Below are 26,771 nucleotides of genomic sequence, written 5' to 3'. Positions count from 1 at the left end.
CCGCCTTCCGGGCCGCTCATGTCCGGGGGCGTCCGCACCCTCCACCGAAAGGACCGGATCATGCCAGTATGCTCCACCCGCGACGGAGTCGAGATCTTCTACAAGGAGTGGGGCCAGGGTCGCCCGGTCGTGTTCATCCACGGCTGGCCGCTCAACGGCGACGCCTGGCAGGACCAGCTCAAGGCCGTCGCGGATGCCGGATTCCGCGGCATCGCCCACGACCGGCGCGGCCACGGCCGCTCCACACCGGTGTGGGACGGCTACGACTTCGACACCTTCGCCGACGACCTCAACGACCTGATCAACCATCTCGACCTGACCGACGTCACCCTGGTCGCCCACTCGATGGGCGGCGGCGAACTCGCCCGCTACATCGGCCGGCACGGCACCGGGCGCCTGAGCTCGGCGGTACTGCTGTCCGCGGTCCCGCCGATCATGGCGAAGTCGGAGAGCAATCCCGCGGGTGTGCCGGACGAGGTGTTCGAACAGATCAAGAACGGCATCCTCACCGAGCGCTCGCAGTTCTGGAAGGACACCGCGGAGGGCTTCTTCTCCGCCAACCGGCCCGGCAACAAGGTCACGCAGGGCAACAGGGACGCCTTCTGGTACATGGCGATGGCGCAGACCATCGAGGGCGGCGTGCGCTGCGTGGACGCCTTCGCCTACACGGACTTCACCGACGACCTCAAGAAGTTCGACATCCCCACCCTCGTCGTCCACGGCGACGACGACCAGGTGGTCCCCATCGACGCCACCGGCCGCAAGTCCGCCGAGATCATCGCCGACGCCGAACTCAAGGTGTACGAGGGCGGCTCCCACGGCATCGCGATGGTTCCCGGCGACAAGGAGAAGTTCAACCAGGACCTGATCGAGTTCCTGCGCCACTGACTGCCACCGGGCGCACCATCCGCCACGGCCGCGCGACGCCACAGCAGCACCGGTGAGGCCGCCCCAGACCTCAGCACCGCCGCCAGCCCCCGCCTGCCGTCGCGCCACGGACACGCGCAGCCCCAGGCATCTGCGCCTGGGGCTGCTGTATCTCAGAGGGGACTGACACTTTTGGCTCCGGGCCGTTCCGGTTACGTCAGGGCGCGTCACCACCTGTCTGACTCCGCGACCAGTGAGCAGTCCCACACTGACCAGGACCGGGAAGGCACAGGCAAGTCGAAAAGTCACCTGGTGTTGAACGGCGGGACGCGGACTCAGCCGAGCCGCAGGCGGCGGCACCGCTCGTGGCCGACGTTGTCGTGAAACTCGGCGCGTATCGAAAGATTCGGGACGAAATGTACTTATGGTGCCGAATGGCCGGTCCTTCTCGGACGGGTTGTCGCCGGCACCGAGGGAAGGTCCCGATGAACCACAGAATCCGTTTGGCCGCAGCGGGGGCGTTCGCCCTCGTGGTGGCCGCAGTCCCCGCCGCCGGCGCGGCGGCCCCGGGTGCCGCGGCCCACCGGGTCGTGCCGGTGCCCGGACCTGAAAGCACCGTCGTCACCGTGCGCACCGGCGGCGACCGGGCGGCGACCGACGTGCCCGCACCGCTCGCCGGGGTACGCCTCGCACTCTTCGCGGCCCCGGACGCGACGCAGCCGATCGACGCCGACTGGGCCCGCTGCACCTCGGACGCCGACGGCGACTGCTCGTTCGTCGTCCCGGACACCGGCGCGGGCGAGGACAACAACGGCCGCGTGCTGACGGTCAGTCAGACCGGCGCGCCGGCAGGCTGGTACACGAACCCCGTGCTGCGCACCGGACCGGGCAGCGGCTCAAACTCCGTAGCCTCGCCGTACCGGTTCCGGACACCGGCGCTCCAGGGCGGGGCCACCTACCGGTCCACCCGCGAGTTCATGTACAGCACCGACAACGGCCTGCCGACCCGCTCGGGCGGCGTGTGGCAAACCTCGCGCGACAACCCGCCGCTGCCGTCCTCCTGCGGTCTGGACGTGGCCCTGGTGCTCGACCTGTCCGCGTCGGTCGGCAGCCAGCTGCCCGCGCTCAAGGCCGCCGCCGACGCGTTCACCGACGCGCTGACCGGCACGCCCTCACGACTGGCCCTGTTCTCCTTCGACCAGGAGTCGCCGTCCACGAGCGTCGGCGTGAACTACCCGCAGCTCCAGTCGGTCTCGACGCCGGCCGGGGCCGCCGCGTACAAGAGCAGGTACGCGGACTGGACGCTGGGCCGCGGCACGAACTGGGACCGCGCGCTGTGGGCGGTGGCCCGGGCGCCGGAGCACTACGACGCCGCGGTGGTGCTCACCGACGGCAACCCGACGCGCTTCGGCAGCCTGCACGGCGACGGCGCCAACACCCACTTCATCGACGTCGAGAACGGCATCTTCTCCGCCAACTCGGTGAAGGCGGAGGACACCCGGGTGATCGCGCTCGGTGTCGGCAAGGGGGTCGAAGGCGTCTCCGGCCTCAACCTGCGGGCCATCTCCGGGCCCACCGGATTCGACGGCGGCAACACCGCCACGGCCGACTACTTCCAGACCGCGGACTACGGCCAGGCCGGCCAGGAGCTTCGTGCCCTCGCCCTCGGCAACTGCACCGGCACCCTCAACGTGGTCAAGCAGATCGTGCCGCCAGGTACCACCGGCGAGGACGTGGCTGGCGCCGAACCGGCCGGGCCCGGCTGGACCTTCGGCGCCTCCACCACCACCCCCGGCGTCACCGGCCTGCCCGCCTCCGAGACCACCGGCGCGGACGGCACGGGCACGGTCACCTTCACCCCGGGCTTCGGCACCAACGAGCAGGCCGCGGTGACCGTCGGCGAGGCACAGCACCCCGGCTACGAGCTGGTCACCCAAGGGGGCCGGAACGCGGTCTGCACCGACCTCGACACCGGCGCGGACGTCCCCGTCGAGAACACCGCAACGGCCTCCGGACCGGGCTTCACTGTCGACGTCCCCCGGCAGGACGCCGTCAGCTGCACCGTCTACAACCGGGCGGCGGAAGAGGAGGAGCCCGCCGAGGTCACCGTGGACAAGGTGTGGGACGTCGACGGTCACCGCTACCCGGACGGCTCCCAGCCGGACGGCCTCAGTGCCGAACTGACCCTCACCGGCCCCGGCGCGGCGCCTGCCACCCCGCAGCCCTGGGGCGTCGCCCGGCCCGGCTACTCCGTCGGCGACGCGGTGACCGTGGCCGAGGAAGTCCGTACCGAGGGCTCCGGGTGCACCGTCACGGGCTCCGAGGTCACCGGCGTAGACGGCGCCACCGTGCACCTTCCGCTGCCCCACACGACCGTCCTCACCGGACCGCACCGGCACCTGACCGTCACCAACACCGTGACGTGTAGGCCGGGCGGCGACCACGGAAGTGACCACGACGGCGGATACGGCGACGACGGCGACGGGTCCGGGGGGCACGGATACGGCCGCTGAACACCGCGGCAGCCGGATACCGGGGCGGTTCACAGCCAGACTCATGCGCTACGGGGCGCTTTTCCGCCATTACGAGGCGCGCCCCGGCCGACCGCTGCTCCATGACCATCTGCTGCTGTCGGTGAAGTGGCAGCGCCTGGACGGGAAGTGGGGCTCGATCCACACCACGGCCCTGCACGAGAACACGGTGGCGGCCTCCGCGCTCTACAACGAACTGGTGGCCGCGGAGGTCTGCGAGACGCTGGGGCTGGCGACCGAGCCGCGCACCGTCACACCGGGGCGCCGCCCGGTGATGGAGATCGCCGGGGTACCCCACGAGCTGATCCGCTGGACTGCCCGGCGCAGCGACCGGATCGCCGCCTGCCTGACCGAGCTGGAGCACGAGTACGTCACCGCCATCGACGACGACGGCGAGCCGCGGTTCCTGCTCGTGGTCTCCGAGCGGGCCCGCGCCAAGCTCAACCAGATCGCCGCCCGCAAGACCCGCCCGCCCAAGCAGAAGACCCGGCCGCGCGCGCAGCTGCGCGCGCGGTGGAAGGCGAGTGCGATCCTCACCTCCGGTGTGCACGTCGACGTCATCAACTCCCTCCTCGAACACGCCCGCGCCACGGCGGCGGTGATCCGGGCCAGGGCTGCCGCCGTGGTCGACATAGCGCTGGCGGCTGTCGACGTCGCCGCGACGGTGTTCGTGATGAACGACGGCGGCCGCTTCCACCGCCGGCATCTGCTCGCTGAAGCCCGCCGCCATCTCGCTCTCGTCCTGCGCGGCCGCCGCCGTGACCCCGGCCTGGACGACCGGATCGTGGCCGCCGCCATCTCCACCCACTTCCTGGACATCAGCGAGCCGAAGACCGTACGCGGCCCTGGAGGCCGGCTACCGCCTCTACACCGCCCGGTGGACCCTGCCCGACCTCCCCGCCCGCCGCCGCCCACCCACCCTGGCGCCCGACCCGGCGCGGCAACCCCGGCCGATCCCGGCGAGTCGGCCGCGCCCCGGCCCCCGGGCCAGGACGCGGGGGAGCGGGAGATCCCCCGCATACCGCTCCCGTACGAGCGCGCCGTCCTCGCCGGCGCGGTGGTCCGGGAGAAGCTGCGGACCACCACCGTCACTGCTGTGCGGGGCCGGGCGTACGACGTCGTCGCCCACCAGCAGGCGGCCATGCCCGAGCAGCTGCTCGCGCCCGAGCCGGCCGACCCCGAGCACGACGACCAGGAGCCGAAGGCCGGACGCGGGGAGGCGATCGACATGACGGCGCTGCGGGCCCTGCGGAAGTCCCGCACGGACGTGGAAGCCCTCGATCTCACCGCCGACCGGCTGGGCCGCCTCCAGGACGCGTTCGCCAAGCTGGGCGACGACTCCCGCGACCGCTCGGATCGCCACACCGCTGAACAGACCGACGCCAGCGCGGTGCGCCCGACGCGCCCGGACGGCCAGCAGGCGCACCGCCCGCAGGAGCCCGGACCGCACCGCGGCCGGGAGGCCGGCCACTGAGTGGACCCGATGGTGCGCACCCGGTGCGGTGGTGCGCACCGACGATGCGGTGCGCTCCATTCCACCGAGTGGACTCAACCGGCCGGAGTGGACTCCACCGGGCCGGCATCCACTCCACTGAGAGCCCGTCCGTGAAGCTCGCTCGGGACACGCGCACTTTCCACTGTTCTCATCTAGCGTCTCGCGGAATGCGAGTTACACACCTGCCCCGTAGCGTGCTGGAGTCCCCTACACCATTGAATGGAGCAAGAATGGGTGAGAGCACCGACAAGGCTAAGGGCAAGGCCGAGGACATCCTCGACAACGCTGAAAGCAAGGACCGCATGACAGCCGAAGGCAGATCAGGCCAGTCCAAGGGCAAGGCGAAGGATGCCGCCGCCGACATGCGTGAAAAGGTCGAAGGTATGCGGGACTCCTTCCGCGAAGACCGCTGAACATTTCCGCCGATCGACAGTTCCCGATCAGGGGGGTCTGAGGCTGAGTGGAGCCCACTCGGTGGAGTGGACGACATCGCGCGGGAGTGGCCGCCATCGCCGGGACGATGTCGTGCATCCACCCGGTGCGCACCCGCCGCGTTCCTCCTTGACCCCGGTCCGCGACCCTGTTGGCCAATTCCGTTTCCTGGGCAGCCGGCGGCCGAGGTCAAGGGGAAATGTACAAGGTCAAGGAGAAACAACGTCCGGAATGTCCGACCCACCGTATTTTTCGAGCGTTACACACTTGTCACTCCTCGTATTGAGACGAATTGGGAGCGGGCAGATGGCAAGTCTTGCGGAGATCAACCTGCAGAAGATCGACGACTGCATGGCCACGGTCGGAGCCACCAGCGAAGAGCTGGACAAGGCTGTCACCGAACACGTCGACAAGGCGAGGGCCGCCCTGGCCGCTGGAGACGAACAAACGGCCGTGGCGATCACGAGAAAGGTCCTGGAACGTCTGGAGAAGCAGGAGAAGGGAAGCGGTTCTTCGGTCGCTTAGTAGGTGTTTTCCTTCCTCGAGCTGACGAGGCCGAACTGTTCCAGGCGGTCCGGATGCCGGAGTGTGCCCGGTTGGCTTCGTAACCGCGAGTGGGTGAACCCTGCGTCGCCGCGCTGCGAGGCTTTTGTTTGAGGGGGCCCGTCACATAGGGAGTGAGAATAGCCGTACTGGCCCTGCGGGCCACCGGGCATCGTCGCGCAGGGGCGTCACCATGGTCCGCAGCGGCATGGTCGCGAGGCGGCCTTCGGGTGCTTCGACGAGTACGTCCTTGTCAAGCGGGTGCCATCCGAGGCGCTGGTAGAGCGACACGAGGGGAGGCCGGCAGAAGAGGAGTGCGTGTTGAGGCCCCATCGTTCGGGCGTGCTCCAGGGCAGCTGTGACGACGAGGCGAGCGAGGCCCTGACCTTGCATGCGGGGTGAGACGGCCACCCCGCCGACGCCCACCACCTCTGTCTCGGCGTCGCCGATCGCAACAGGCAGTCGCAGCAGGCCGGCGTGTGCCACGAGGCGGCCGTCGTGCCGGATGCCGAAGTGCTCTTCTTTCGGCAGCCAGGTCAGACCGGTCCAGGCGACACCGAAGGGATCATCGCTGATGCCAAGGATCTCCTCCTGGTCCGCCTTCGTGTACTGGGCGAGCCGCACCACAGTCGGTGCCACAGGGGATCGGTTCTCAGTCATTCCCACATGATGATCTCTCCGCCGAGCACTGGCCTAGTACTGCAACGGTGCTTGTTGTGACTGATGGCCAGGTCGGTCGTTGGTGTGGTTATGGGTGGGGGCCTTGCTGATGTCAGGTCGTGGGCGGGTGAACTGGAGGCTGTGCATGAGCGGTTCGTGCACCGTTTCAGCAGGTCGGAGCCCCGGGAATCGGCACTTGCCTATATGCGGGGCCTGATCGCACCCCTGCAGCGGAAGAACGGCTGGACCCTGGCGGAGGAAGCTGGCCACGCAGGCCCGGACCGCCTCCATCGGATGCTGAACCGGATCGAGTGGGACGCCGATGAGGTGCTCGACGACGTGCGCCGGTATGTGGTCGACAACCTCGGCGATCCCAGCGCCGTCCTGGTCGTGGACGACACGGGCTTCCTGAAGAAGGGGACGCGGTCGGCCGGGGTGCAGCGGCAGTACTCCGGCACCGCCGGGCGGACGGAGAACTGCCAGGTCGGCGTGTTCCTCGCCTATGCAACCGACCGTGGGCGGACACTGATCGACAGGCGTCTGTATCTGCCCGCCTCCTGGACCGACGACCGCGAAAGGTGCCGCCGGGCCGGTATCGACGACGAGGTCGGCTTCGCGACCAAGGTGGCCATGGCCAAGGCGATGGTCCGCCGGGCCATCACGGACAAGATCCCGTTCCGGTGGGTGACCGCGGATGCCGCCTACGGCTTCTCCAAGGGCTGGCGGTCCGAGCTGGAGAGGGCGGACGTCTTCCACGTCATGGCCACCACCCGGCACGACACCGTGGTCACCCGCTGGGTGATCGACCATCCCGTCCACGACCTGTTCAACGGCCTGCCGCGGCAGAAATGGAAGCGGCGTTCCTGCGGCAACGGGGCTCACGGCCTGCGGATCTACGACTGGGCACGCGTCGAGGTGCGGCCCTGGCACCGGCCCGACCGCCGGCACTGGGTGATCGCCCGCCGCAGCGTCGCCCGCCCGCAGGAGGTCTCCTACTACATCGCCTACTGCCCCGCCGAGACCACACTTGACGACCTGATCCGCATCGCCGGCAGCCGATGGGCCATCGAGGAATGCTTCCAGAGCGCGAAGCAGGAATGCGGCCTGGACGACTACCAGGTCCGCCGCTACCCCGGCTGGCACCGCCACATGACCCTGGCCATGGCCGCCCACGCCTGCCTGACCGTCCTACGAGCCCGGGAACTCGACGCTGCGAAAGCAGAAACGGATCCTCCGAGCTCATCCACCTCAGCCTCGCCGAGATCAGACGGCTGATCACCCGCCTTACCCACCACCAGCCCATGACCGTCGAACACATCCTGCACTGGTCGACCTGGCGCCGGCGGCGTCAGCACCAAGCCCGCACCAGCCACTACAAGCGACGCGGACACGGCCCCTGACCGACCACCCATCACAACAAGCACCGTTGCAGTACTAGGCCGCTCCAAACGCCGCGAACGCCCACCCCGTCGCCTGGTGCACCGTGTCGGACGGCAGGGTGGTCCGGGCGTCCCGCAGCGACTCGGCCAGCGAGAGGCCCGCGGTGAGGCCCTTGTGCAGGGCGAGCATCAGGGGGACCACCGCGGCGTCGTTGACCGGGGCGCTGCTCGCGACCACCCCGGCCGTGCCCAGCGGGAGCAACGCCGTGACCAGGCCGAGGAGTTCATCGGCGCCGACCGAGGCGAGCCGGGCGGTGTCGCAGCTGGAGAGGATGATCCGGTAGGGGCTGCGGGCCAGCCGCTCGAAGTCGTGCACGATCAGCGGGCCGTCCGACATCCGCAGCGCGGAGAACAGCGGGCTGTCGGCGCGGAAGGTGCCGTGCGCGGCGAGATGGGCGAGCCCGGCGCCGTCCAACTCGGACAGCACCCGCGGGACTTGCGCGTCGTCGCCCTCCAGTACCGTCGCCGTGCCGTAGCGGTCGGCGAGTTCGGGCACCTCCGCGCCGCCGGTGGCGAGCCCGGGGCCGCGCACCAGGACGGTACGGCCGTCCCGCGGCGGCTCGGTCTCCCGGGCCCGCAGCCAACTGCCCGCCGACGGCGACACGCTGAGCACCCGGTCGCGCAGCGCGGGCAGCAGCGCCCACGGCACCCGGTGCAGTGCGCCCGGCGGCACGATCACCACCGGACCCGCGCCCAGGTGCGGCACCGCCCCGGCGAGCAGCAGTTCCTGGAGCCGGGCGCCCGCCGCCTCCACCAGCGGCAGCCGCGCCTCCGCACCCGGGTGCGCGAGCCGTCGCAGCCCGGCCTGGACGTACTCCGCCTCCGCCACCGCGTCCGCGAGCGGGCCGCCGACGAACCGCCGTACCCTGCCCCGACCGCACAGCAGCACATGCACCCGCCCCTGTACGACGGCGAGTTCGACCAGCCGGTCCTCGCCGAGCCGGTCCAGCAGCCGGGGCACCTCGAAGCGGGCCCCCTCGTGCGGGGCGGAGCCGCGGATATGGCGGGTGCGGGAGCGGATCTCCCGTTCCAGGCGCCGCTGTTCCCGCTCCAGGGCCGGCACCGGACGGCCCTCCATGCGGGACTCCTCCGCGCGGGCCGCTATCTCCCGGTACGCGGTGAGACCGCTGAGCAGCGTGGCGTCGGCGGGCGGCCGGGTCGGCGGGGTGGACAGCACGGTGGCCCGCCACCGCTCGCTCCACTCAAGGAGGCGCCGGGGCCTGTCGTCGGTCAGGCTCACCTCCTGGGCCAGCGCGGCCAGTTCGGCGCCCTGCGCGGTCACATGCGCGCGCAGCTCCGAGGCGCCCAGCGTCATCCGGTGGTCGTCCAGGACGTCCAGACCGTGCCGGCACGCCTCCAGGACACCCCGCCGGGACCCGGCCGCGCGCGCCCGCAGCGCCTGCGCCGCCCAGCCGGTCATCCGGGCCGTCGGCGATCCGCCCCGACGGCTGCGCGCGGCGACCGCCAGATGCCGTTCCGCGTCCGCCGTCCAGCCCAGCGCCAGCGCGATACGGCCCGCGAGCAGCGACGCCTCGGGCGCCGCGGGCGAGCCGAAGGAGGCCAGCCGCTCCGCCACCGCCGCCGCGTCCCCGACCAGCCGCCCCGAGCACCGCCCGGCCGCCACCCGCGCCTCGATCAGCACCAGCCGGGCGTGCGTCTCCCACCACAGCCGCCGCTGCGCCGCGAACAGCCGTACGGCGACGGCCGCGCGGGCGATCGCGGTGTGCGCGTCCCCGGCCGAGCGGGCCGCCCGGGCGGCGGCCAGCAGCAGCTCGGCCTTGCGGGTCGACTGCCCGCCCAGCCGGTCCAGCAGGGCGATCGCCGCGTCCGCCTCGGCCAGCGCCTCCGGGGCGAGCCCCGCGGCCATCAGCACCTCGCAGCGCCGTACCGACAGCATGTAGGTGGGCGTGCCGAGCTTCGCGTACCGCTCCTCGGCCTCGTCGAGCAGCCGCAGCGCGAGCGGGATGTCCCCGGAGCGGAACGCGGCCAGGCCCCGGCTCTCCACCGCGTCCGCCTTGTCGTGCTCCTGGCCCGTGGTGTCCCACAGCCGCTCCGCCGCCGTGAAGTCCGCGTCGGCCCGGTCCACCGCGCCGAGCGCCAGATGCACCGTGGCCCGCAGGGTCAGCGCCCGCGCGGTCCAGATGTCGTCCCGCAGCTGCCTGAGCACCGGCAGCGCCCGCCGTACGTCCTCCAGTGCCTCCGGGTGATGCCCCAGCACCCACCAGACGTACGCCCGCCGGTACAGCACCCGGGCCCGGGTGTGTCCGGTGCCCCGGGAGACGCCCCGCTCGAAGGAGGCGAGCCCCTGCCGTGTGCGCCCCGCGTGCACCAGTGCGACCCCCAGGGTCGCCAGCACATCCGCCTCCCGGTCGGCGGAGTCGGCGCGCGCGGCCAGGTCCCGGGCCCGGCGCAGATGGGTGAGCGCGATCCGCAGATCGCCGAAGTCCCGCTGCCAGATGCCGAGCACCTGGTGGGCGATGCTGGCGGGCAGCGGGGCCGGGGCGGATTCGAGCAGCAGTTCGGCACGCGCCCGTGCCTCGCCGGGGTCGGCGAACACCAGGGGCAGCAGTTGGAGGGCCGGCTCGCTTCCCGCTGTCACGCCTCGCATGGTAGTGGCCTGTATCAGACGGCGGACCGGCGGCTCTCACTCTCGTACACCGCCTTTCAGGGGGAGGACACGGCATGGCACTCCAGCGATACCGCGAACAGTTCGATCACATCCAGCGCTCGATGCCCGAAGTCCCGTTGGCCATGGGCCCGGACGACGACGGCCATCCGCTGTACGAGAAGGGGGTCGTCCTCGCCCGGTCCGGGGAGGAGGCCCGCGCCGTGGAGGACACGGTGCGCGCCCACTTCACCGAGACCCGGGGACTGCTGCCCGACCATGTGCGCCGCGACGGCCCGGACGGCGGCCGCACCGGGGTCACCCGTATCCGGGTCGGCGCCCCCGACCTCGGGGACGACGTGGTGCCGCACGCCCTGGGCGCCCTGCGCGCGGCCGAGGAGCGGCACGGGCGCCGGCTGGTCAGCCGCAACCATGTGGTGCACATCGCGGTCAACGCCTGCCCCGGGGACGAACCGGTGCCCATCGCGCGCTCCGCGGCGCCCAACCCGGCCGCCGCCGGGACCGGACACGACCCCGCCACCGCCGTCCGCGTCCTGGTGGTCGACACCGGTCTGGTGCACGACCACCACGCCTACCCGCTGCTCGCCCACACCACCGGCGACACCCAGGCGGCCGAGACCGACGGCGGGGTGCTGCGCCAGTACGTCGGCCACGGCACCTTCATCGCGGGCATCCTCGCGGCCGTCGCGCCCAACACCGACATCACCGTCCGCGGCACCCTGAACGACGCGGGCGCCGTACTGGAGTCGGAGTTCGGCGCCCGGCTCTTCGAGGCCGTCGAGGGGGCCGGCTGGCCCGATGTGATCAGCCTGTCCGCGGGCAGCCCCGCCCCGGGCCTGCACGGGCTCCTCGGCCTGGACGCGTTCATGCGCGAACTGCGCGAGCAGCGCACCCTGTTGGTCGCCGCCGCCGGGAACAACGGCAGCGACGTGCCGTTCTGGCCCGCCGCCTACTCGGCCCTGCCCGAGTACGCGGACAGCGTCGTGTCGGTCGGCGCGCTGCGCTCGGACGGCGAAGGCCCCGCCTGCTTCAGCAACCACGGCCGCTGGGTCCGTGTCTTCGCCCCCGGCGAGCGCCTCACCAGCGCTCTGACCGGCTTCGGCACCCCGGTGCCGTACCTCTACCAGCACTCCACCTACGACGACTGCCGGTACGGCTTCGACTACTCCTGCACCTGCCAGTACCCGCGCCACACCGGCGCGTTGAGCGAGGCGCGGGAGAGCACCGGGGGCAAGCCGGACCAGGTGATGTTCGACGGGTTCGCGCAGTGGAGCGGCACCTCCTTCGCCACCCCGGTCGCCGCCGGGCTCGTCGCCGCCCTGATGACGTCCGAGCGCGAGCGCGATCCCCGTACGGCGGGCGCCCGGCTGCTGGCCGACGCGACCCACCGCACCGATGTCCGCGGTGCGAAGGTGCGCGCGCTCCGGCCGCCCACCTGGCGCCCGGTCCCGGTCACGGCCCCGGCGCTGCCCGCGTGAGCGCCGGAACCCTCCGCTCCACGGCGTACCATGACGAGCCCTATACGAGGGGTGGAGCCGTGGACCGAACAGAGGTCGGCGCGCTCGTCCGGTCCGCCGTCGACGGGGACGCCGCGGCCTGGAAGGCGCTGGTCGAGGGCATGAGCCCGTTGGTGTGGTCGGTGGTGCGCGCCCATCGGCTCTCCGACGCGGACGGGCACGAGGTCTACCAGACCGTGTGGTTCCGCTTCGCCCAGCATCTGGGGCGGATCAGGGAGCCCGACAAGACCGGCGCCTGGCTGGCGAGCACCGCCCGCCATGAATGCCTGAAGGTCATCAAGGGCATGACGCGGCTCACCCTCACGGATGATCCGCAGGTCCTGGACCGGGCCAGCGACGACCGTACGCCGGAGCAGACACTGATCGACTCCGAGGAGGCGGCGGACCGGGCCGAACGGGTCCGCCGCCTGTGGCAGGAGCTGGACGAACTGGGCGAGCGCTGCCGTCAGTTGCTGCGTGTGCTGGTGTCCTCGCCACCGCCCAGCTATGTGGAGATCTCGGCCGCGCTCGGTATCGCGGTCGGCAGCATCGGCCCCCTGCGCCAGCGCTGTCTGCGCCGGCTGCGGGCCCGGATGGACCAACGGGGTGCGGCATGAACAAGGACAACGGGTTCCCGTACGACGGGGCGAACGGGGACGGGGACGGGGACGAGTCGGCGGACGCGCTGCTGGAGGCCACGGCGGACGCCCTGCTGGAGGAGGAGCTGCGGCAGGCCGCGGCCGTCCTCGACCCCGTGCCCGACTTCCTGCGCCAACTCGCGCTCGAGGCCTACGCCTTGCACGACCTCGACGCGCGGATCGCCGAGCTGACCTTCGACTCGCTGGTGGACGCGCTGCCGGTGCGCGGGGTCACGGACGCGCCGCGCATGCTGACGTTCCGCGCGGGCGCGCTCACCGTCGATGTCGAGGTCACGGGGGAGGGTCTGATCGGGCAGGTGCTGCCGCCGGGTTCGGCGCGGATCGAGGTGCTCGGCGGTCCGGGCGCCGCCCGCCCGGTCGCCGTCGACAGCCTCGGCCGCTTCCTCAGCGACGACCCGCCCCGCGGGCCCTTCGCCCTGCGGCTGCGCACCGGCACGGAGGTGATCGTCACGGAGTGGCTGCGGGCCTGAGCGGGGACCGGCTCACCAGGTCACCGGCAGGGTGCGCGGCCCGCGGATCATCGTCTGCTGCCGCCACTCGACATCCTCCGGCGGTACGGCGAGCCGCAGCCCCGGCAGCCGGTCGAGGAGCGTGTCCACCAGCAGTTCCAGCTGGAGGCGGGCCAGGACCGCGCCGGTGCAGTAGTGGTGGCCGTTGCCGAAGGCGACATGCGGGTTGGGGTCCCGGTCCGGGAGGATGCCGTCCGGGTCGGGGAAGACCTCCGGATCGCGGTTGGCGGCCAGGTAGGAGACGTAGACCGCCTCGCCCGCGGCGATCCGGTGCCCGGCGATCTCCACGTCCTCCAGGGCGATCCGGGCGAGCCCGACGGTGCTGCGGTGCGGGATCCAGCGCAGCAACTCGTCGAACACCGGGCCGCGTTCGTCCGGCCGTGCGCGCATGCGTGCCATCAACTCCGGCCGGGTCAGCATCAGATAGAGCATCTGCCCGCAGTTGTGGGTGACCGCCTCGCCGCCGATCTGGAGCGGACCGGCGAGCCCGACGGCCTCCTCCTCGCCGATCTCACCGCGCGCCACGGCGCCCGCGAGCAGCGAGTAGACGTCCTCCCCGGCGCTGCGCGCGCGGGCCCGGACGATCTCGGTGATCCAGCCGTACAGGCCGTTCTTGGCCCGGTCGGCGGCCTCCGCGCCCCCGGACAGGGAGATGATCTGCCGGGTCCAGTCGTGCACCTGCTCGCGGTCGGTGCCGGGGACACCCATCATCTCGCTGACGACGTACAACGGGAACGGCTCCAGCACCCGCTCGACCAGGTCGGCGGGCGGGCCCTCGCGGACCATGCCGTCCACCAGCTCGTCCAGGATCTCCTGGGCGCGGGGCCGCAGCCGCTTCATCGCGCCGACCGTGAAGGCACCCGAGATGGGCTTGCGCAGCCGGTTGTGGTCCGGCTGGTCGGCCCAGGCGAGCGAGCCGGGGCGGGGTGCGAAGTTCGGCGCCAGCCGGGTGACCCGGCCGCGGGCGACCTCCGCGCGGCTGAACCGGGGATCGTTGGTGATCAGCTTCACATGTTCGTAGCGGGTGGCCAGCCAGGCCCAGCCCTCCCCGAACGGCAGCCGTATTCGGGTCAGCGGCCCCTCGCGCACCAGACCCGCGAGCACCGGGTCGAACTCGGTGCCGTCCAGATCGATCGCGGGCCAGTCCCGCACGGGGGGCGGTTCCTGACCGGTGGGCGCGCTGGTCTCCATGGTCGTCATGCCCTCCACGATGGGGCGGGGCACGGCGGGTGTCGTGCGGGACTGCTCCAGGCGGAGGGTTCACGGGCCGCCGACCGGCGTGGCTGCGGCGTTCTCAGCCGGGCCCGGCTAGAGGGCGTCGACCAGGGTGGCCAGCGCCGCCGCGAGCCGGTCCAGTCCCGGTCCTGCCGGTCCGCCGGGCTCGTCCATGTAGGTGTCCCGCCGAAGCTCGATCATCAGCGCCTCGACGCGGGGATCGGTGCCGTAGTACGCCAGTGGCACGTAGGTCCCGGCGAACGGGCTGTCCAGCCCCGTCCCCCCGCACCCGGCGAACGCCTCGCGGGCGGCGGCGAGCAGCTTCGGCGGGGTGTGGAAGGGGTCGGTGCCCAGGCACACCGGCGGCCGCGGGCCGTCCCCGTGCAGCTCGTAGGGGAGCGCCCGCGCCGGGTAGGAGTGCACATCCACGATCACCGCCCGCCCGGTCGCCGCCAGCCGCCCGGCCACGGCCCGTGTCATGGCCTCGGCGTACGGCCGGAAGTACCGCTCGACCAACGGCCGCGGGTCGGTGTCCGCGGGCCGCAGCTCCGCCCGGTGCGTGGTCCGTGTGTACACGGCGCCCATGCCGACGGCCAGCATCTCCTCCCGCTCGTCCGGGAACCGCTCCGGATCCACCACCAGCCGCGACAACCGGTTCACGAACCGCCACGGCGCCTTCCCGGCCGCCCCCGCCGCCCGCCCGGCCAGCTCCGCGGTGTGCGCGTCCGTGATGTGGTCCAACTCCCGCTCCAGAGCGGCCTCGTCCAGCAGGATCCCGTCCCGGACGTCCCGGGGGATCGCGCGGGCGGAGTGCGGCACATGCAGCAGAACGGGGGAGTCGGGGGCGCCGGGCAGGAGTTCGAACGCGGGCATCGGGGACTCCGGGGCGTCGGCGGTGGCGTCGTTGTCAGTGGCGTGGTGCAGGATCGCGCTGTGAAGGAACATACCTTCCTGGCGGCGCTGTACGGGGACGCGTACTACCCGGACCACGCCCTGGACAAGGCCCGGGCGATCCTGCTCGCCCTGTGCGCCCGCATCGAGGCCGAGCGGCCCGCCGACCTGCCCGCGCTCTACCGGCTTACGCACGCGGCCAGCGAGGAGTTCAACGCGCTGGAGGCCCAGTTCGAGGCCGCGGGCAGCGAGATCGAGACCGTGGCCCGGGACGAGGTAGGCGGCGAGTTCCGGTACATCGCCCGGGCGTACGGCTTCGGGGAGGCGGACGCGGAGGAGCTGATCGCCCCACGTGAGTGGTGACGATCAGCCCAGCAACTCCGTGACCAGCGCGCCCACCTGCTCCGTCTCGATCAGGAACCCGTCGTGTCCGTACGGCGATTGCACCACCCGCGTCCGGTCCGCGCCCGGGATCGCGGCGGCCAGCTCATGCTGCTGGGCGAGGGGATAGAGGCGGTCGGAGTCGACGCCGGCGACCAGGGTGGGGGCCGTGACCCGGGCGAGGGCGGAGCGCAGGCCGCCCCGGGAGCGGCCGGTGTCGTGGGCGTTCATGGCCTCCGTGAGGACGACGTAACTCGCCGCGTCGAAGCGTCGTACCAGCTTCTCGGCGTGATGGTCCAGATAGGAGTCCACCTGGTAGCGGCCGCCCCGCCAGGGGTGCTCCGCGTCCTGCGGGGCCCGGCCGAAGCGAGTGGCCAGTTCCGGCTCGCTGCGGTAGGTGACATGGGCGAGGCGGCGGGCGAGCCCGAGGCCGGTGTGCGGACCGCGGGCGGCGTCGTGGTAGTCGCCGCCCCGCCAGTCGGGGTCCGTGCGGATCGCCCGCAACTGGATCCCCGCCCAGGCGATCTGCTCCGCGCTCGCCGCCCCCGTCGTGGCGAGCAGCAGCAGCGCCCCGGTGCGCTCCGGGTACGACGCCGCCCACTCCACCGCCCGCATCCCGCCCATCGAACCGCCCGCCACCAGGGCCCAGCGGTCGATGCCGAGCGCGTCCGCGAGCGCCGCCTCCGCCGCGACCTGGTCCCGCTGGGTGAGGAACGGGAAGGCGCCGCCCCATGCCCGGCGGCCGTCCGGACGCGCCGAGGACGGCCCCGTGCTGCCCTGGCAGCCGCCCAGCACATTGGGGGCCACCACGAACCACCGGTCGGTGTCCAGCGGCCGCCCCGGCCCGACCAGCGGCTCCCACCAGCCGGGCGTCGGGTGCCCGGGCCCGGCGGGACCGGCGACATGGCTGTCGCCGGTCAGCGCGTGCAGCACCAGCACCGCGTTGGACGCGTCCGGCGCGAGCCGCCCCCAGGTCTCGAACGCGAGCCGTACACCGGGGAGTTCACCGCCCGCCTCCAGCGGCAGCGGCCGGTCGGCCGTGAACCACCGCCGGCGGCCCGGCGGGTCCCCCTCCCGCCAGGCTCCGGTGGCCGGCACCCGCTCGGTCGCCGTGACCGCGCCCACCTACGCGCCCTTCGCCGCGCGGAAGCCGGCCTCCAGATCCGCCTTGAGATCGGCCAGGTTCTCGATGCCGACCGACAGCCGCACCAGACCCGGCGCCGTACCGGTGGCCGCCGCCTCCTCCTCGGTGAGCTGGCTGTGCGTGGTGGACGCCGGGTGGATGATCAGACTGCGTACATCGCCGATGTTCGCGAGATGGCTGAACAGCTCGACCGCGTCCACGAACCGCTTGCCCGCCTCGATCCCGCCGCGCAGCTCGAAGGAGACGATGGCACCGGCCCCGCGCGGCAGGTACTTCTGCCCGGTCTCGTACCACGGGCTGGACTCCAGGCCCGCGTAGTGGACGGTCGCCACCTCGTCCCGCTGCTCCAGCCACTCGGCGAGCGCCTGCGCGTTGGCGGTGTGCCGCTCAAGCCGCAGGCTCAGCGTCTCCACGCCCTGGAGCAGCAGGAACGCCGAGTGCGGGGCGAGCGCCGGGCCGAGGTCGCGCAGCAGCTGCACCCGCAGCTTCACCGCGAACGCGCCGGGACCGAGCGCCGGCCAGTAGCGCAGCCCGTGGTAGCTCGGGTCCGGCTCGCTGAAGTCCGGGAACCGGTCCGCGTGGGCACCGAAGTCGAAGGTGCCGCCGTCCACCACCACCCCCGCGACCGCGGTGCCGTGGCCGCCGAGGAACTTGGTCGCCGAGTGCACCACGATGTCCGCGCCGTGCTCGATCGGCCGCAGCAGATACGGGGTGGGCACGGTGTTGTCCACGATCAGGGGCACCCCGGCCGCGTGCGCCACGTCCGCGATCGCCCGTACGTCCAGCACATTGCCGCGCGGGTTGCCGAGCGACTCGGCGAACAGCGCCTTGGTGGTGGGCCGGATCGCCGCCCGCCAGGCCTCGGGGTCGTCCGGGTCGTCCACGAACGACACCTCGATGCCGAGCCGCGCCAGCGTGTGCCGGAAGAGGTTGTACGTGCCGCCGTACAGCGCCGTGCTGGAGACGATGTGGTCACCGGCGCCCGCCAGGGTCAGGATCGCCAGGGTCTCCGCGGCCTGCCCCGAGGCCAGCGCGACCGCCCCGACCCCGCCCTCCAGCGCGGCGATCCGCTGCTCGAACACGTCGGTGGTGGGGTTGTGGATCCGGGTGTAGATGTTGCCGGGCTCGGCCAGCGAGAACAGGTCGGCCGCGTGCCGGGTGTCCCGGAACACGAACGAGGTGGTCTGGTAGACGGGGGTGGCCCGTGCGCCGGTCGCGGGATCGGGGACGGCGCCCGCGTGGATCTGCTTCGTCTCGAAGGACCAGGCGGCGGTGTCGGGCTGCGTGCTCATGGTGCGGGCTCCTCGTGCGCGGGAGGCGGTGACGTGGCACGAGGCAACCACGCGCTCTCTTCGGCCGACAGGCTTACCCGCGAGGCGACATGAGGACGTCATGGACGACATGCGGCCGCAATGTTCCCGACACGGGGCGGTGCGGGCGGTCGGCCATACGTACGGCCGCGGCGAACGTCCATGCGGCGCGCCCGGGGTGATCGTCCCGGCCGGGTACCGGTTGTCACCGTCCCGTCACAGCCGCGGGGACCGGTGAAACCCATGGTCCCGGTCCGCCATCTCCCCCGATGTCAGCAGATCTTCACAGCAGAGGACGCTCCATGAACCACCGCCATGTCTCCGCCGCCCTCGTCGCCGCCTCCGCCGCGGCCCTCCTCGCCACCGCGTGCGGCTCCGCCGGCGCAGCCCCGCGGGAGGGGGCCGGCCACGCCGCCGCGGCCACGACCTGGAAGCCGTGCCACCTGCCCGCGGGCCGGCACTTCCTGAAGCTGGACTCCGCCAAGAACGTCAAGGGCAAGGCCGTCGTGCGCGTCACCCCGCAGGCGTGCAAGGTGAACACGAGGAACGACGAGGACGTCGTCTACACCCCGAGCGGCGCGGCCCGTTCGCTCGGCTTCGCGCCGGGCGCCTCCGTCGAGGTGCTGCGCGAGACCACCAGTGTGAAGGTCGCCCCGACGTGGCTGGCGAACCACAAGCTGGCCAACAGCCCGTACTTCTTCTACCACGTCAACGCCAAGGGCCAGATCACCGCCCTGTCGGAGATCTACCACCCGTAGGCGGGAACGGCGGAGCGCCCCACCGCCCGGCGAGGGTGGTGGGGCGCTCCGCTGCGATCAGCCGGGTTCAGCCGGGATCAGCTCAGGGAGGCCAGCACCGTGTTCCAGGTGGCCGACGGGCGCATCACCGCGTCCGCCTTCTCCTGGTCGACGCGGTAGTAGCCGCCGAGGTCGGCCGGCTTGCCCTGGACGCTGTTCAGCTCGGTCACGATCTGCTGCTCGTCGGCCGCGAGGGCCTCGGCGAGCGGCGCGAACGCCTTGGCCAGATCGGCGTCGTCGGTCTGCTTGGCCAGCTCCTGCGCCCAGTACAGGGACAGGTAGAAGTGGCTGCCGCGGTTGTCGATGCCGCCGAGGCGACGGGTCGGGGACTTGTCCTCGTTGAGGAAGGTCGCCGTGGCGCGGTCCAGGGCGTCGGCCAGGACCTTGGCGCGGGTGTTGCCGGTGGCCGTCGCGTACTGCTCCAGGGAGGGTACGAGCGCGAAGAACTCGCCGAGCGAGTCCCAGCGCAGGTAGTTCTCCTTGACCAGCTGCTGGACGTGCTTGGGCGCGGAGCCGCCGGCGCCCGTCTCGAACAGGCCGCCGCCCGCCATCAGCGGGACGACCGACAGCATCTTGGCGCTGGTGCCCAGCTCCAGGATCGGGAACAGGTCGGTCAGGTAGTCGCGCAGCACGTTGCCGGTGACCGAGATGGTGTTCTCGCCGCGGCGGATGCGCTCCACCGACAGCTTGGTGGCCTCGATCGGGGACAGGATCCGGATGTCCAGGCCCTCGGTGTCGTGCTCCGGCAGGTACTGCTTGACCTTGGCGATCAGCTGCGCGTCGTGGGCGCGCTCCTCGTCCAGCCAGAACACGGCCGGGTCGCCGGTGGCGCGGGCGCGGGTGACGGCCAGCTTGACCCAGTCGCGGATCGGGGCGTCCTTGGTCTGGCAGGCGCGGAAGATGTCGCCCTGGGCCACGGCCTGCTCCAGGACCACGTTGCCGGCCGCGTCTACCAGGCGGACCGTGCCGTCGGCCGGGATCTCGAAGGTCTTGTCGTGGGAGCCGTACTCCTCGGCCTTCTGCGCCATGAGGCCCACGTTCGGCACCGAGCCCATGGTGGACGGGTCGAACGCGCCGTTGGCGCGGCAGTCCTCGATCACGGCCTGGTAGACGCCGGAGTAGCTGTGGTCGGGCAGCACCGCGAGGGTGTCGTGCTCCTGGCCGTCCGCGCCCCACATGTGGCCGGAGGTGCGGATCATCGCGGGCATGGAGGCGTCCACGATGACGTCCGAGGGGACGTGCAGGTTGGTGATGCCCTTGTCGGAGTCGACCATGGCCAGCGCCGGGCCGTCGGCCAGCTCGGCGTCGAAGGACGCCTTGATCTCGGCACCCTCGGGCAGGTTCTCCAGGCCCTTGTAGATGCCGCCGAGGCCGTCGTTCGGGGAGAGGCCGGCCGCCTTGAGCGTCTCGCCGTACTTCGCGAACGTCTTCGGGAAGAAGGCGCGCACCACGTGACCGAAGATGATCGGGTCGGAGACCTTCATCATCGTGGCCTTCAGGTGCACGGAGAACAGCACGCCCTCCTCCTTCGCGCGGGCGACCTGCGCGGCGAGGAACTCGTTGAGAGCGGCGGCGCGCAGCACGGCGGCGTCCACGACCTCACCGGCGACGACCGGCAGCGGCGCGCGCAGCTCGGTGGTGGTGCCGTCGGCGCCGACCAGCTCGAAGCGCAGGGTGGTGTCCTCGGCGATCACCGCGGACTTCTCGGTGTCGGCGAAGTCGTTCTCGCTCATGGTCGCCACATTGGTCTTGGACTCGGCGGTCCAGGCGCCCATGCGGTGCGGGTGGGTCTTGGCGTAGTTCTTCACCGAGGCCGGGGCGCGGCGGTCGGAGTTGCCCTCACGCAGGACCGGGTTGACCGCGGAGCCCTTGATCTTGTCGTAGCGGGCGCGGATGTCGCGCTCCTCGTCCGACTTCGGGTCGTCCGGGTAGTCCGGCAGCGCGTAGCCCTTGCCCTGGAGCTCGGCGATGGCGGCCTTGAGCTGCGGGATGGACGCCGAGATGTTCGGCAGCTTGATGATGTTGGCCGAGGGGGTCTTGGCGAGCTCGCCCAGCTCGGTCAGCGCGTCCGCGATGCGCTGGTCCTCGTTCAGGTACTCCGGGAAGACGGCGATGATGCGCCCGGCCAGCGAGATGTCGCGGGTCTGCACGGGCACACCGGCCTGCGAGGCATACGCCCGGACCACCGGCAGGAACGAATGCGTCGCCAGGGCCGGGGCCTCGTCTGTATACGTGTAGATGATGGTCGAGTCAGTCACCGGGTGCTCCGCTCCACGTCTGCAACATTGCTCGACATCAAGATATCTCGTGCCGGGGGCGGGCTCGACAGGGGTGGCGTCCGGGGCCGCTGTTTTTCGCCGACCGGCCGCTCACCTGGTCAGTCGCCTCCGCTTGTTTCCCCGGGCCCGCGGGTGAGCTCGCGCTCGATCCAGCGGCAGATCACCTCCACGGCGTACAGGTGTTCGGCCCTGCTGAGCTGCCGTCCCTTGGGGATGCCGTGCAGGCGCAGCAGGCAGGTCCGGCAGCAGGTGGCGGTCGCGTGCTGCGCCACGAAGACGGGGTGGCCCCGGTACGGCGTCTGTTTCCCGTCCTTGTACGGCTCGGCCGGCGCGAGCCGCTTCGCGACCAGGTCATAGGCGTGCCACCTGATGGTGGCCGCCCCCTTCTCCTCGGCGGTGACCCGCTCCGGCCCACGCAGCCGGAACCGGGCCCGGAACGGCTGCCGGGCGAGCTCGTCGAGCCGCTGATCGAGGGAGCGGGGGTCGGGTGAAACGGTCATATCGGTACGAGGGTACGGGGTGGGGCGGGGATCGTGCGGGGTGCCGGGGTGCTTGTGCCTCGGCGACAGGCCTCCGTATCCAGCCCGGCGGCCACCTCCGCCACCCGGCCTGCGGGCGCGGCCCCCGCCCGGGCCCGCCCGCGCGTCGACCCTCGCGCCCGGGCCGCCTCGGCTCCTGTATCCGGCCGTTGCTCCAGGGGAGCCGGATCCGGCATGTGTGGCGGAATTTGTGCTGCGGGCCCGAGCTTCGCGTCCGTCGGCGAGCGGTTCCTCGCCCGGGGACGGCTTTCGCCGCGGCCGCCGGTGCGCGGCTCGTCCGGCACCGGTGGTCCGTCGTCGTCTTCGGCGCGCTGCGGTGTGGGTGATCTGCTTCGGGGCCGGGCTCCGCCTTTCGAGCGGGCCGCGCCGCGCCGCCCGCCCCGATCTCCGCGAGCCTGCGGCCCCCGTTCCGGTGGCGCCCTCGGCCTTCGTTCCCGGCTTCCGCTTCCGTCGTCGGTGTGTGGCCCGCCCCGGCCTCGGCGGTCGGGTTTTCGTCTCCGGCCCGCTGCGGCGACGACTCGTGCCCGTGCGGTCGGCGCCCGCTGCGGAGGCAGGACTTCGCTTCTGCGATCGATGCCGGGCGCGGGCCCCCGGACTTTGTGAGCGACGGCCCGGTACACGTCCGCAGCCATGGCGTGTCCCTGCCCCGGTCGGCAGTCGGCCCCCCCGCTCGGCGCCTCCCGCGCCGCGTCACGAGCGACGGGCCCCCGTCCCCGTCCGTGATGGCGGCGCGCCCCCGCTTCCGTCGGCGGCCGGGATCCCTACTCGGCGGTCTCCCGTGCCGGTTCCCCCGCGGTTCGCTGCTGCGGGATCGTGAAGGAGCCCTGCTGGATGGCGACCGTGCGGACCGGGGAGGGGATGCGGATGTTCTCCTCCTGGTAGCGGCGGTGCAGGCGCTTGATGAACTCGTGTTTGATCCGGTACTGGTCGCTGAACTCGCCGATGCCGAGGATCACCGTGAAGCCGATGCGGGAGTCGCCGAAGGTGTGGAAGCGGATCGCGGGCTCATGGTCCGGCAGCGCGCCCGGCACCTTGTGCATGACCTCCACGACCACCTCGGCGGTCACCCGCTCCACCTGCTCCAGATCGGCGTCGTAGCTCACCCCCACCTGCACCGGCACCGTGAGCCGCTGCTCGGGCCTGGTGTAGTTGGTCATATTGGCCTTGGCGAGCTGGCCGTTCGGGATCACCACCAGGTTGTTGGACAGCTGGCGGACCGTCGTCTGACGCCAGTTGATGTCGACGACGTACCCCTCCTCACCGCTGCTCAGCTGGATGTAGTCGCCCGGCTGGACCGTCTTGGACGCCAGGATGTGGACGCCCGCGAAGAGGTTGGCGAGGGTGTCCTGAAGCGCGAGCGCCACCGCGAGACCGCCGACGCCCAGCGCGGTGAGCAGCGGCGCTATGGAGATCCCGAGCGTCTGGAGCACCACCAGGAAGCCGATCGCCAGGACCAGCACCCGGGTGATGTTGACGAAGATGGTCGCCGAGCCCGCCACCCCCGAGCGCGACTGCGTGAACGTGTGCACCAGACCGGTGATGACCCGCGCCGCGGACAGCGTGGCCACGAGGATCAGCCACACCTCCAGCACCTGATCGGTGTGATGCTGCACGGACCTGGTGAGCGGCAGCACGACCGCCGCGGCCGCCACACCCGCCGCGATCAGCGCCCACGGCACGATCGAACGCAGCGCGTCCACGATGATGTCGTCACCGCTCCAGCGGGTCCGCTTGGCGTGCTTGGCCAGCCAGCGCAGCAGCGAACGGGAGAGGAAGGCGGCCACCAGGCCCGCCGCGACCGCGATACCGGCCACCGCCGCGTCGTCCAGGGTCAGCGCACGGTTCACCGGTCACCCCCGGAACCCGGAGTCTGCGCGGAGGGCCGTACAGGAGGTCTCGTCACGTTGTCACCTGCTCGATGTGCGGGAAGTACGAACGTGCCGGCCCCGGAACTCCGGTGACCGGCACGAGCGTTCATCCTGCCGTATCCGGAACACGCCCTACCACCCGGTCCGCTGGAACCCCGGGGCCCCGATCAGATGATGCCCTCGGCGAGTTCGGCCTGGTCGCGGTCGCTGCCGTACGCCGCGATCGGGGTGCCGTACGAGCGGCGGGCGACGTACCACCAGACGCTGGCGAGAAGGAGGACGACGGCCAGCGCCACGGCCGCGTAGTTCATCGTGCCGACGGTGACCGGCGAGGACTGCGGCAGACAGAACAGGACCGTGACACATGCCACCCAGACCACCGCGACCCAGCCGACCGGCCTGCTCCACCGGCCCAGATGCCAGGGCCCGCGCCGGAACCGGTCGCCCGCCCGCAGCCGCAGCAGCACCGGGATGGCGTACGCGGGGGTGATGCCGATGACATTGATGGCGGTCACCGCGTTGTACGCCGTCGCCGAGTACAGCGAGGGCAGCGCGAGGACCCCGGCGACCCCGACCGACAGCCATACGGCGGCCACCGGGGTCTGGGTGCGGCCGCTGACCGTGCGCCACAGCCGGGAGCCGGGCAGCGCGCCGTCCCGGCTGAACGCGAACACCATCCGGCTGGCCGCCGCGACCTCGGCGCTCCCGCAGAACAGCTGGGCCACGATCACCACCAGCAGCAGTGCCTTCGCGCCGCCGGTGCCGAGGCCGTCGAGCAGGATCTGCGCGGGCGGCACCCCGGTGGCCGTGGTGCGCGTGGCGTCGTAGTCCTGGATGGCGAAGGTGAGCCCGGCCAGCAGGACGAAGCCCGCGAGCCAGGACACCCAGATGGCCCGGACGATGCCCTTGGCGGCGGACACCGAGGCGCGCGAGGTCTCCTCGGACAGATGGGCGGAGGCGTCGTAGCCGGAGAAGGTGTACTGGGCGAGCAGCAGGCCGATCGCCGCGACGTAGACCGGGTTCGACCAGCCGGTCCCATTGACGAACGTGGTGAACACGAAGGACGGCGACCGGTGGTGGTCGGGCACGATCGCGAGCGCGCCGACGATCAGCGCGACGCCCGCCAGGTGCCACCAGACGCTGACCGAGTTGAGCACGCTGACGACGCGGACACCGAACAGGTTCAGCACCGCGTGCAGCAGGAGGATGGCGCAGAAGATCAGCATCGTCCTGTTCGGCGTCGGCACGAAGCCCCACTGGAGATTGGCGAACGCGCCGGTGAACAGGGCGGCGCCGTAGTCGATCCCGGCGATCGCGCCGAGCAGCCCGAGCAGATTCAGCCAGCCCGTGTACCAGCCCCAGCGGCGGCCGCCCAGCCGGTCGGCCATGTAGTACAGGGCACCCGAGGTCGGATACGCGCTGGTGACCTCGGCGAGCGCGAGCCCGACGCACAGCACGAACAGTCCGACGCCCGCCCAGCCCCACAGCATCACGGCGGGCCCGCCGGTGTTCAGTCCGAACCCGTACAGGGTCATACAGCCGGAAAGGATCGAGATCACGGAGAAGCTGATCGCGAAATTGCCGAAACCGCCCATGCGGCGGGCGAGTACGGGGCGGTAGCCGAGCTCGCGCAGCCGCCGTTCTTCGTCCTGCTGGGGCAGCTCTGGGGATGGGGACATGGGGGACCTCCGGGGGTGGGGACCTGGGGGTTCGGGAGGACGTCGGGACGGTCGGGGTGCTCAGGGGCAGGGCTCAGGGGTGGGTTCCGGTGCAGGCGCGAGGCTCGGTGCAGGATTCGGCGCAGGCTTTGCCACGGACGCCGGTGGCGGCGTCGCCGGCCAGGGCACGGCAGTGGTCCCGGGCCCGGGTGAACACGTCCACCGCGCGGTCGCCGTTCTGGACGCGGTACATCCAGGGCGGCGGGCCGAAGTACGGGCCGATCGCCTCGAACACCCGGTCGGCGCACGTGAATTGACCGGCTCCCCACAGGGCGTGCGCCAGATGGTTCAGGTCGGGTTGCGCACGCCGGCCGGGCGGCGCGGGCTCGAACCAGGAGTGCAGGGCGGACCGCGCCTCCTCGACGGCCGCGTCCGTGGCCCAGTGCGTGTCGGGGCGGCGCGCGCGGCGATGGCGCTCGACACGGACGTACAGGGGGAGGAGATGGAGCGCCGATCCGGGCGGGGCCCCCGCCGCCGCCCAGCGGGCGTAACCCGCCGCGTCCGTCAGCCTGTTGGAGTCGTCGTCGGCCGGGGCTCCCGTACGATCGCCTCCGCCGCCTCGCGCGTAGAGGAACTGGAGCATCCGGTGATGCGCCTCGCGGTTGAACGGGTCACGCTCGGCGGCCTCGGCCAGCAGTCCCCAGGGGCCCGGCACGAGATGCGGCTCGGGCGGGTCCGCCCGGTGCTCCGCCCAGCGTTGCTCGGGGTCCAGCTGGGCCAGGGCGAGCAGACAGATCCAGGGCACGGGATCGCGCGGCGCGAGCAGGGTGGCGGTCTCGGCGGTGTCCCACGCCTCGATCCACAACTCATGGGCCCGCAGATGCCGTTCGCGGCGGGCCCGTAACGCCCGCTCCACGCCGATCCGGGCCCGCATCACCGCCGCGTGGGCGCTGTCCGGCTCCTCCGCGAGCCAGGCGCGCACCACATCGCTGCCGGCGGCCGCGGCCGCGAGGATCTGGGTGCGCTGGGTCCACAGCCACCACTCGGTGGTCTCCGCGAGCAGGGTGCGCATGGCCACCCAGCGCCCGGTGCGTAACTCCTGGAGCACCGCGCGCAGGGCGTGGTCGGGTCCTGCCGGATCGTAGGAGGGTCTCGCTCCCTCGCGTGCCATCAGCCGAAGCCCCGGAGCCGATGACGCACGGACGAGGCGGCGGAATGAGGTGGCAACAGCCCTCCCCTGGGCGGTGCGTGGTGGTCGGCGGCCACTATAGGGGTGGTGGTTCAGCCTCACCATTGTTGCCAACTCAATGAGCCAGCCGGGCGAGTCGGCAGATCATCGGTCCGCCTCGGGTCGGCTTGACGCCGGATGCGCACGGCGGCAGGCTGACGCGGTGATCTCTGGTGCCGGGCGCGGGAGGGTACGCATGACAGG

At 72.1% G+C, this 26,771-nt stretch carries 22 protein-coding genes; 11 read left to right on the top strand and 11 right to left on the bottom strand.

Features of this window, described 5'->3' with window-relative positions; translation table 11 throughout:
• Positions 1 to 60: 60 nt before the first annotated feature.
• The 5 genes from HEP81_RS05145 (at position 61) to HEP81_RS05125 (ending at position 5,850) form a co-directional block, all read left to right on the top strand.
• Positions 61 to 888, top strand: a complete 828-nt coding sequence (locus HEP81_RS05145; RefSeq protein WP_037664469.1) for an alpha/beta fold hydrolase — start codon at positions 61 to 63, stop codon at positions 886 to 888.
• A gap of 464 nt (positions 889 to 1,352) precedes the next feature.
• Positions 1,353 to 3,380, top strand: a complete 2,028-nt coding sequence (locus HEP81_RS05140; protein ID WP_154821982.1) for a vWA domain-containing protein — start codon at positions 1,353 to 1,355, stop codon at positions 3,378 to 3,380.
• Positions 3,381 to 3,423: 43 nt separating this feature from the next.
• Positions 3,424 to 4,872, top strand: coding sequence for a MobF family relaxase (gene mobF, locus HEP81_RS05135; protein WP_190275947.1), 1,449 nt, complete (start codon positions 3,424 to 3,426; stop codon positions 4,870 to 4,872).
• A gap of 251 nt (positions 4,873 to 5,123) precedes the next feature.
• Complete coding sequence (locus HEP81_RS05130) at positions 5,124 to 5,306, top strand: hypothetical protein (RefSeq protein WP_037664713.1); 183 nt, start codon at positions 5,124 to 5,126, stop codon at positions 5,304 to 5,306.
• 325 nt (positions 5,307 to 5,631) lie between these two features.
• A complete protein-coding gene (locus tag HEP81_RS05125) occupies positions 5,632 to 5,850 on the top strand; it encodes a hypothetical protein (RefSeq protein ID WP_198422737.1) in 219 nt (72 codons plus the stop codon).
• Between the two features lie 141 nt (positions 5,851 to 5,991).
• Here the strand turns inward: HEP81_RS05125 and HEP81_RS05120 are convergent, their stop codons facing one another.
• The gene (locus HEP81_RS05120; RefSeq protein WP_154821980.1) at positions 5,992 to 6,528 is read right to left on the bottom strand and encodes a GNAT family N-acetyltransferase; all 537 of its coding nucleotides are present in this window, start codon (positions 6,526 to 6,528) and stop codon (positions 5,992 to 5,994) included.
• Between the two features lie 90 nt (positions 6,529 to 6,618).
• On the opposite strand from HEP81_RS05120, the gene HEP81_RS05115 reads away from it, so the two are divergent.
• Positions 6,619 to 7,803: an IS701 family transposase gene (locus tag HEP81_RS05115; protein WP_037664760.1), complete on the top strand. Its 1,185-nt coding sequence runs from the start codon at positions 6,619 to 6,621 to the stop codon at positions 7,801 to 7,803.
• Between the two features lie 159 nt (positions 7,804 to 7,962).
• Here HEP81_RS05115 and HEP81_RS05110 read toward each other — a convergent pair whose 3' ends face one another.
• Positions 7,963 to 10,575 (bottom strand): CHAT domain-containing protein, encoded by a 2,613-nt coding sequence (locus tag HEP81_RS05110; protein ID WP_106980107.1) that lies wholly within the window; start codon positions 10,573 to 10,575, stop codon positions 7,963 to 7,965.
• A 74-nt stretch (positions 10,576 to 10,649) separates the two neighbouring features.
• Between HEP81_RS05110 and HEP81_RS05105 the strand changes: the two genes are divergently transcribed.
• Genes HEP81_RS05105 through HEP81_RS05095 form a run of 3 tightly spaced genes read left to right on the top strand, consistent with a single transcriptional unit; the run spans position 10,650 to position 13,218 of the window.
• The gene (locus HEP81_RS05105; RefSeq protein WP_037663851.1) at positions 10,650 to 12,071 is read left to right on the top strand and encodes a S8 family peptidase; all 1,422 of its coding nucleotides are present in this window, start codon (positions 10,650 to 10,652) and stop codon (positions 12,069 to 12,071) included.
• A gap of 59 nt (positions 12,072 to 12,130) precedes the next feature.
• Positions 12,131 to 12,706, top strand: coding sequence for an RNA polymerase sigma factor (locus HEP81_RS05100; protein WP_037663849.1), 576 nt, complete (start codon positions 12,131 to 12,133; stop codon positions 12,704 to 12,706).
• On the top strand, positions 12,703 to 13,218 hold the full coding sequence (locus tag HEP81_RS05095; protein WP_037663847.1) for a hypothetical protein: 516 nt from the start codon (positions 12,703 to 12,705) through the stop codon (positions 13,216 to 13,218). Before HEP81_RS05100 ends, HEP81_RS05095 begins: the two co-directional genes overlap by 4 nt.
• A gap of 12 nt (positions 13,219 to 13,230) precedes the next feature.
• On the opposite strand, the gene HEP81_RS05090 is transcribed toward HEP81_RS05095, so the two are convergent.
• Together HEP81_RS05090 and HEP81_RS05085 are read right to left on the bottom strand one after the other, a co-directional pair.
• Positions 13,231 to 14,457 carry a cytochrome P450 gene (locus HEP81_RS05090; RefSeq protein ID WP_037663863.1) on the bottom strand — a complete coding sequence of 409 codons (1,227 nt, stop codon included), beginning with the start codon at positions 14,455 to 14,457 and terminating at the stop codon, positions 13,231 to 13,233.
• 108 nt (positions 14,458 to 14,565) lie between these two features.
• Positions 14,566 to 15,345 carry an N-formylglutamate amidohydrolase gene (locus tag HEP81_RS05085; RefSeq protein WP_037663859.1) on the bottom strand — a complete coding sequence of 260 codons (780 nt, stop codon included), beginning with the start codon at positions 15,343 to 15,345 and terminating at the stop codon, positions 14,566 to 14,568.
• A gap of 60 nt (positions 15,346 to 15,405) precedes the next feature.
• On the opposite strand from HEP81_RS05085, the gene HEP81_RS05080 reads away from it, so the two are divergent.
• Positions 15,406 to 15,726, top strand: coding sequence for a DUF5713 family protein (locus HEP81_RS05080; protein ID WP_037663844.1), 321 nt, complete (start codon positions 15,406 to 15,408; stop codon positions 15,724 to 15,726).
• Positions 15,727 to 15,729: 3 nt separating this feature from the next.
• Here the strand turns inward: HEP81_RS05080 and metX are convergent, their stop codons facing one another.
• Positions 15,730 to 16,869, bottom strand: a complete 1,140-nt coding sequence (gene metX / locus HEP81_RS05075; RefSeq protein ID WP_078967788.1) for a homoserine O-acetyltransferase MetX — start codon at positions 16,867 to 16,869, stop codon at positions 15,730 to 15,732.
• Positions 16,870 to 18,180, bottom strand: coding sequence for a bifunctional o-acetylhomoserine/o-acetylserine sulfhydrylase (locus tag HEP81_RS05070; RefSeq protein WP_037663841.1), 1,311 nt, complete (start codon positions 18,178 to 18,180; stop codon positions 16,870 to 16,872).
• A gap of 320 nt (positions 18,181 to 18,500) precedes the next feature.
• On the opposite strand from HEP81_RS05070, the gene HEP81_RS05065 reads away from it, so the two are divergent.
• Positions 18,501 to 18,956, top strand: a complete 456-nt coding sequence (locus HEP81_RS05065; RefSeq protein ID WP_037663839.1) for a hypothetical protein — start codon at positions 18,501 to 18,503, stop codon at positions 18,954 to 18,956.
• A 77-nt stretch (positions 18,957 to 19,033) separates the two neighbouring features.
• On the opposite strand, the gene HEP81_RS05060 is transcribed toward HEP81_RS05065, so the two are convergent.
• From HEP81_RS05060 to HEP81_RS05040, 5 genes are all read right to left on the bottom strand, one after another.
• Positions 19,034 to 21,253, bottom strand: a complete 2,220-nt coding sequence (locus tag HEP81_RS05060; RefSeq protein ID WP_037663837.1) for an NADP-dependent isocitrate dehydrogenase — start codon at positions 21,251 to 21,253, stop codon at positions 19,034 to 19,036.
• Positions 21,254 to 21,372: 119 nt separating this feature from the next.
• Entirely contained in the window at positions 21,373 to 21,774 is a 402-nt protein-coding gene (locus HEP81_RS05055) for a DUF4186 domain-containing protein (RefSeq protein WP_037663835.1), read from the bottom strand.
• Positions 21,775 to 22,574: 800 nt separating this feature from the next.
• On the bottom strand, positions 22,575 to 23,660 hold the full coding sequence (locus tag HEP81_RS05050) for a mechanosensitive ion channel family protein (protein WP_037663834.1): 1,086 nt from the start codon (positions 23,658 to 23,660) through the stop codon (positions 22,575 to 22,577).
• A 188-nt stretch (positions 23,661 to 23,848) separates the two neighbouring features.
• Complete coding sequence (locus HEP81_RS05045; RefSeq protein WP_037663832.1) at positions 23,849 to 25,360, bottom strand: amino acid permease; 1,512 nt, start codon at positions 25,358 to 25,360, stop codon at positions 23,849 to 23,851.
• A 73-nt stretch (positions 25,361 to 25,433) separates the two neighbouring features.
• The gene (locus HEP81_RS05040) at positions 25,434 to 26,510 is read right to left on the bottom strand and encodes a hypothetical protein (protein WP_051850727.1); all 1,077 of its coding nucleotides are present in this window, start codon (positions 26,508 to 26,510) and stop codon (positions 25,434 to 25,436) included.
• Between the last annotated feature and the right edge of the window lie 261 nt (positions 26,511 to 26,771).

This window comes from Streptomyces griseofuscus (assembly GCF_014673495.1).
In the GTDB taxonomy this organism is placed as follows: Bacteria; Actinomycetota; Actinomycetes; order Streptomycetales; family Streptomycetaceae; genus Streptomyces; species Streptomyces murinus.
Note: the sequence above shows the minus strand (reverse complement) of the source record. Positions and strands in the feature narration are given on the sequence as shown.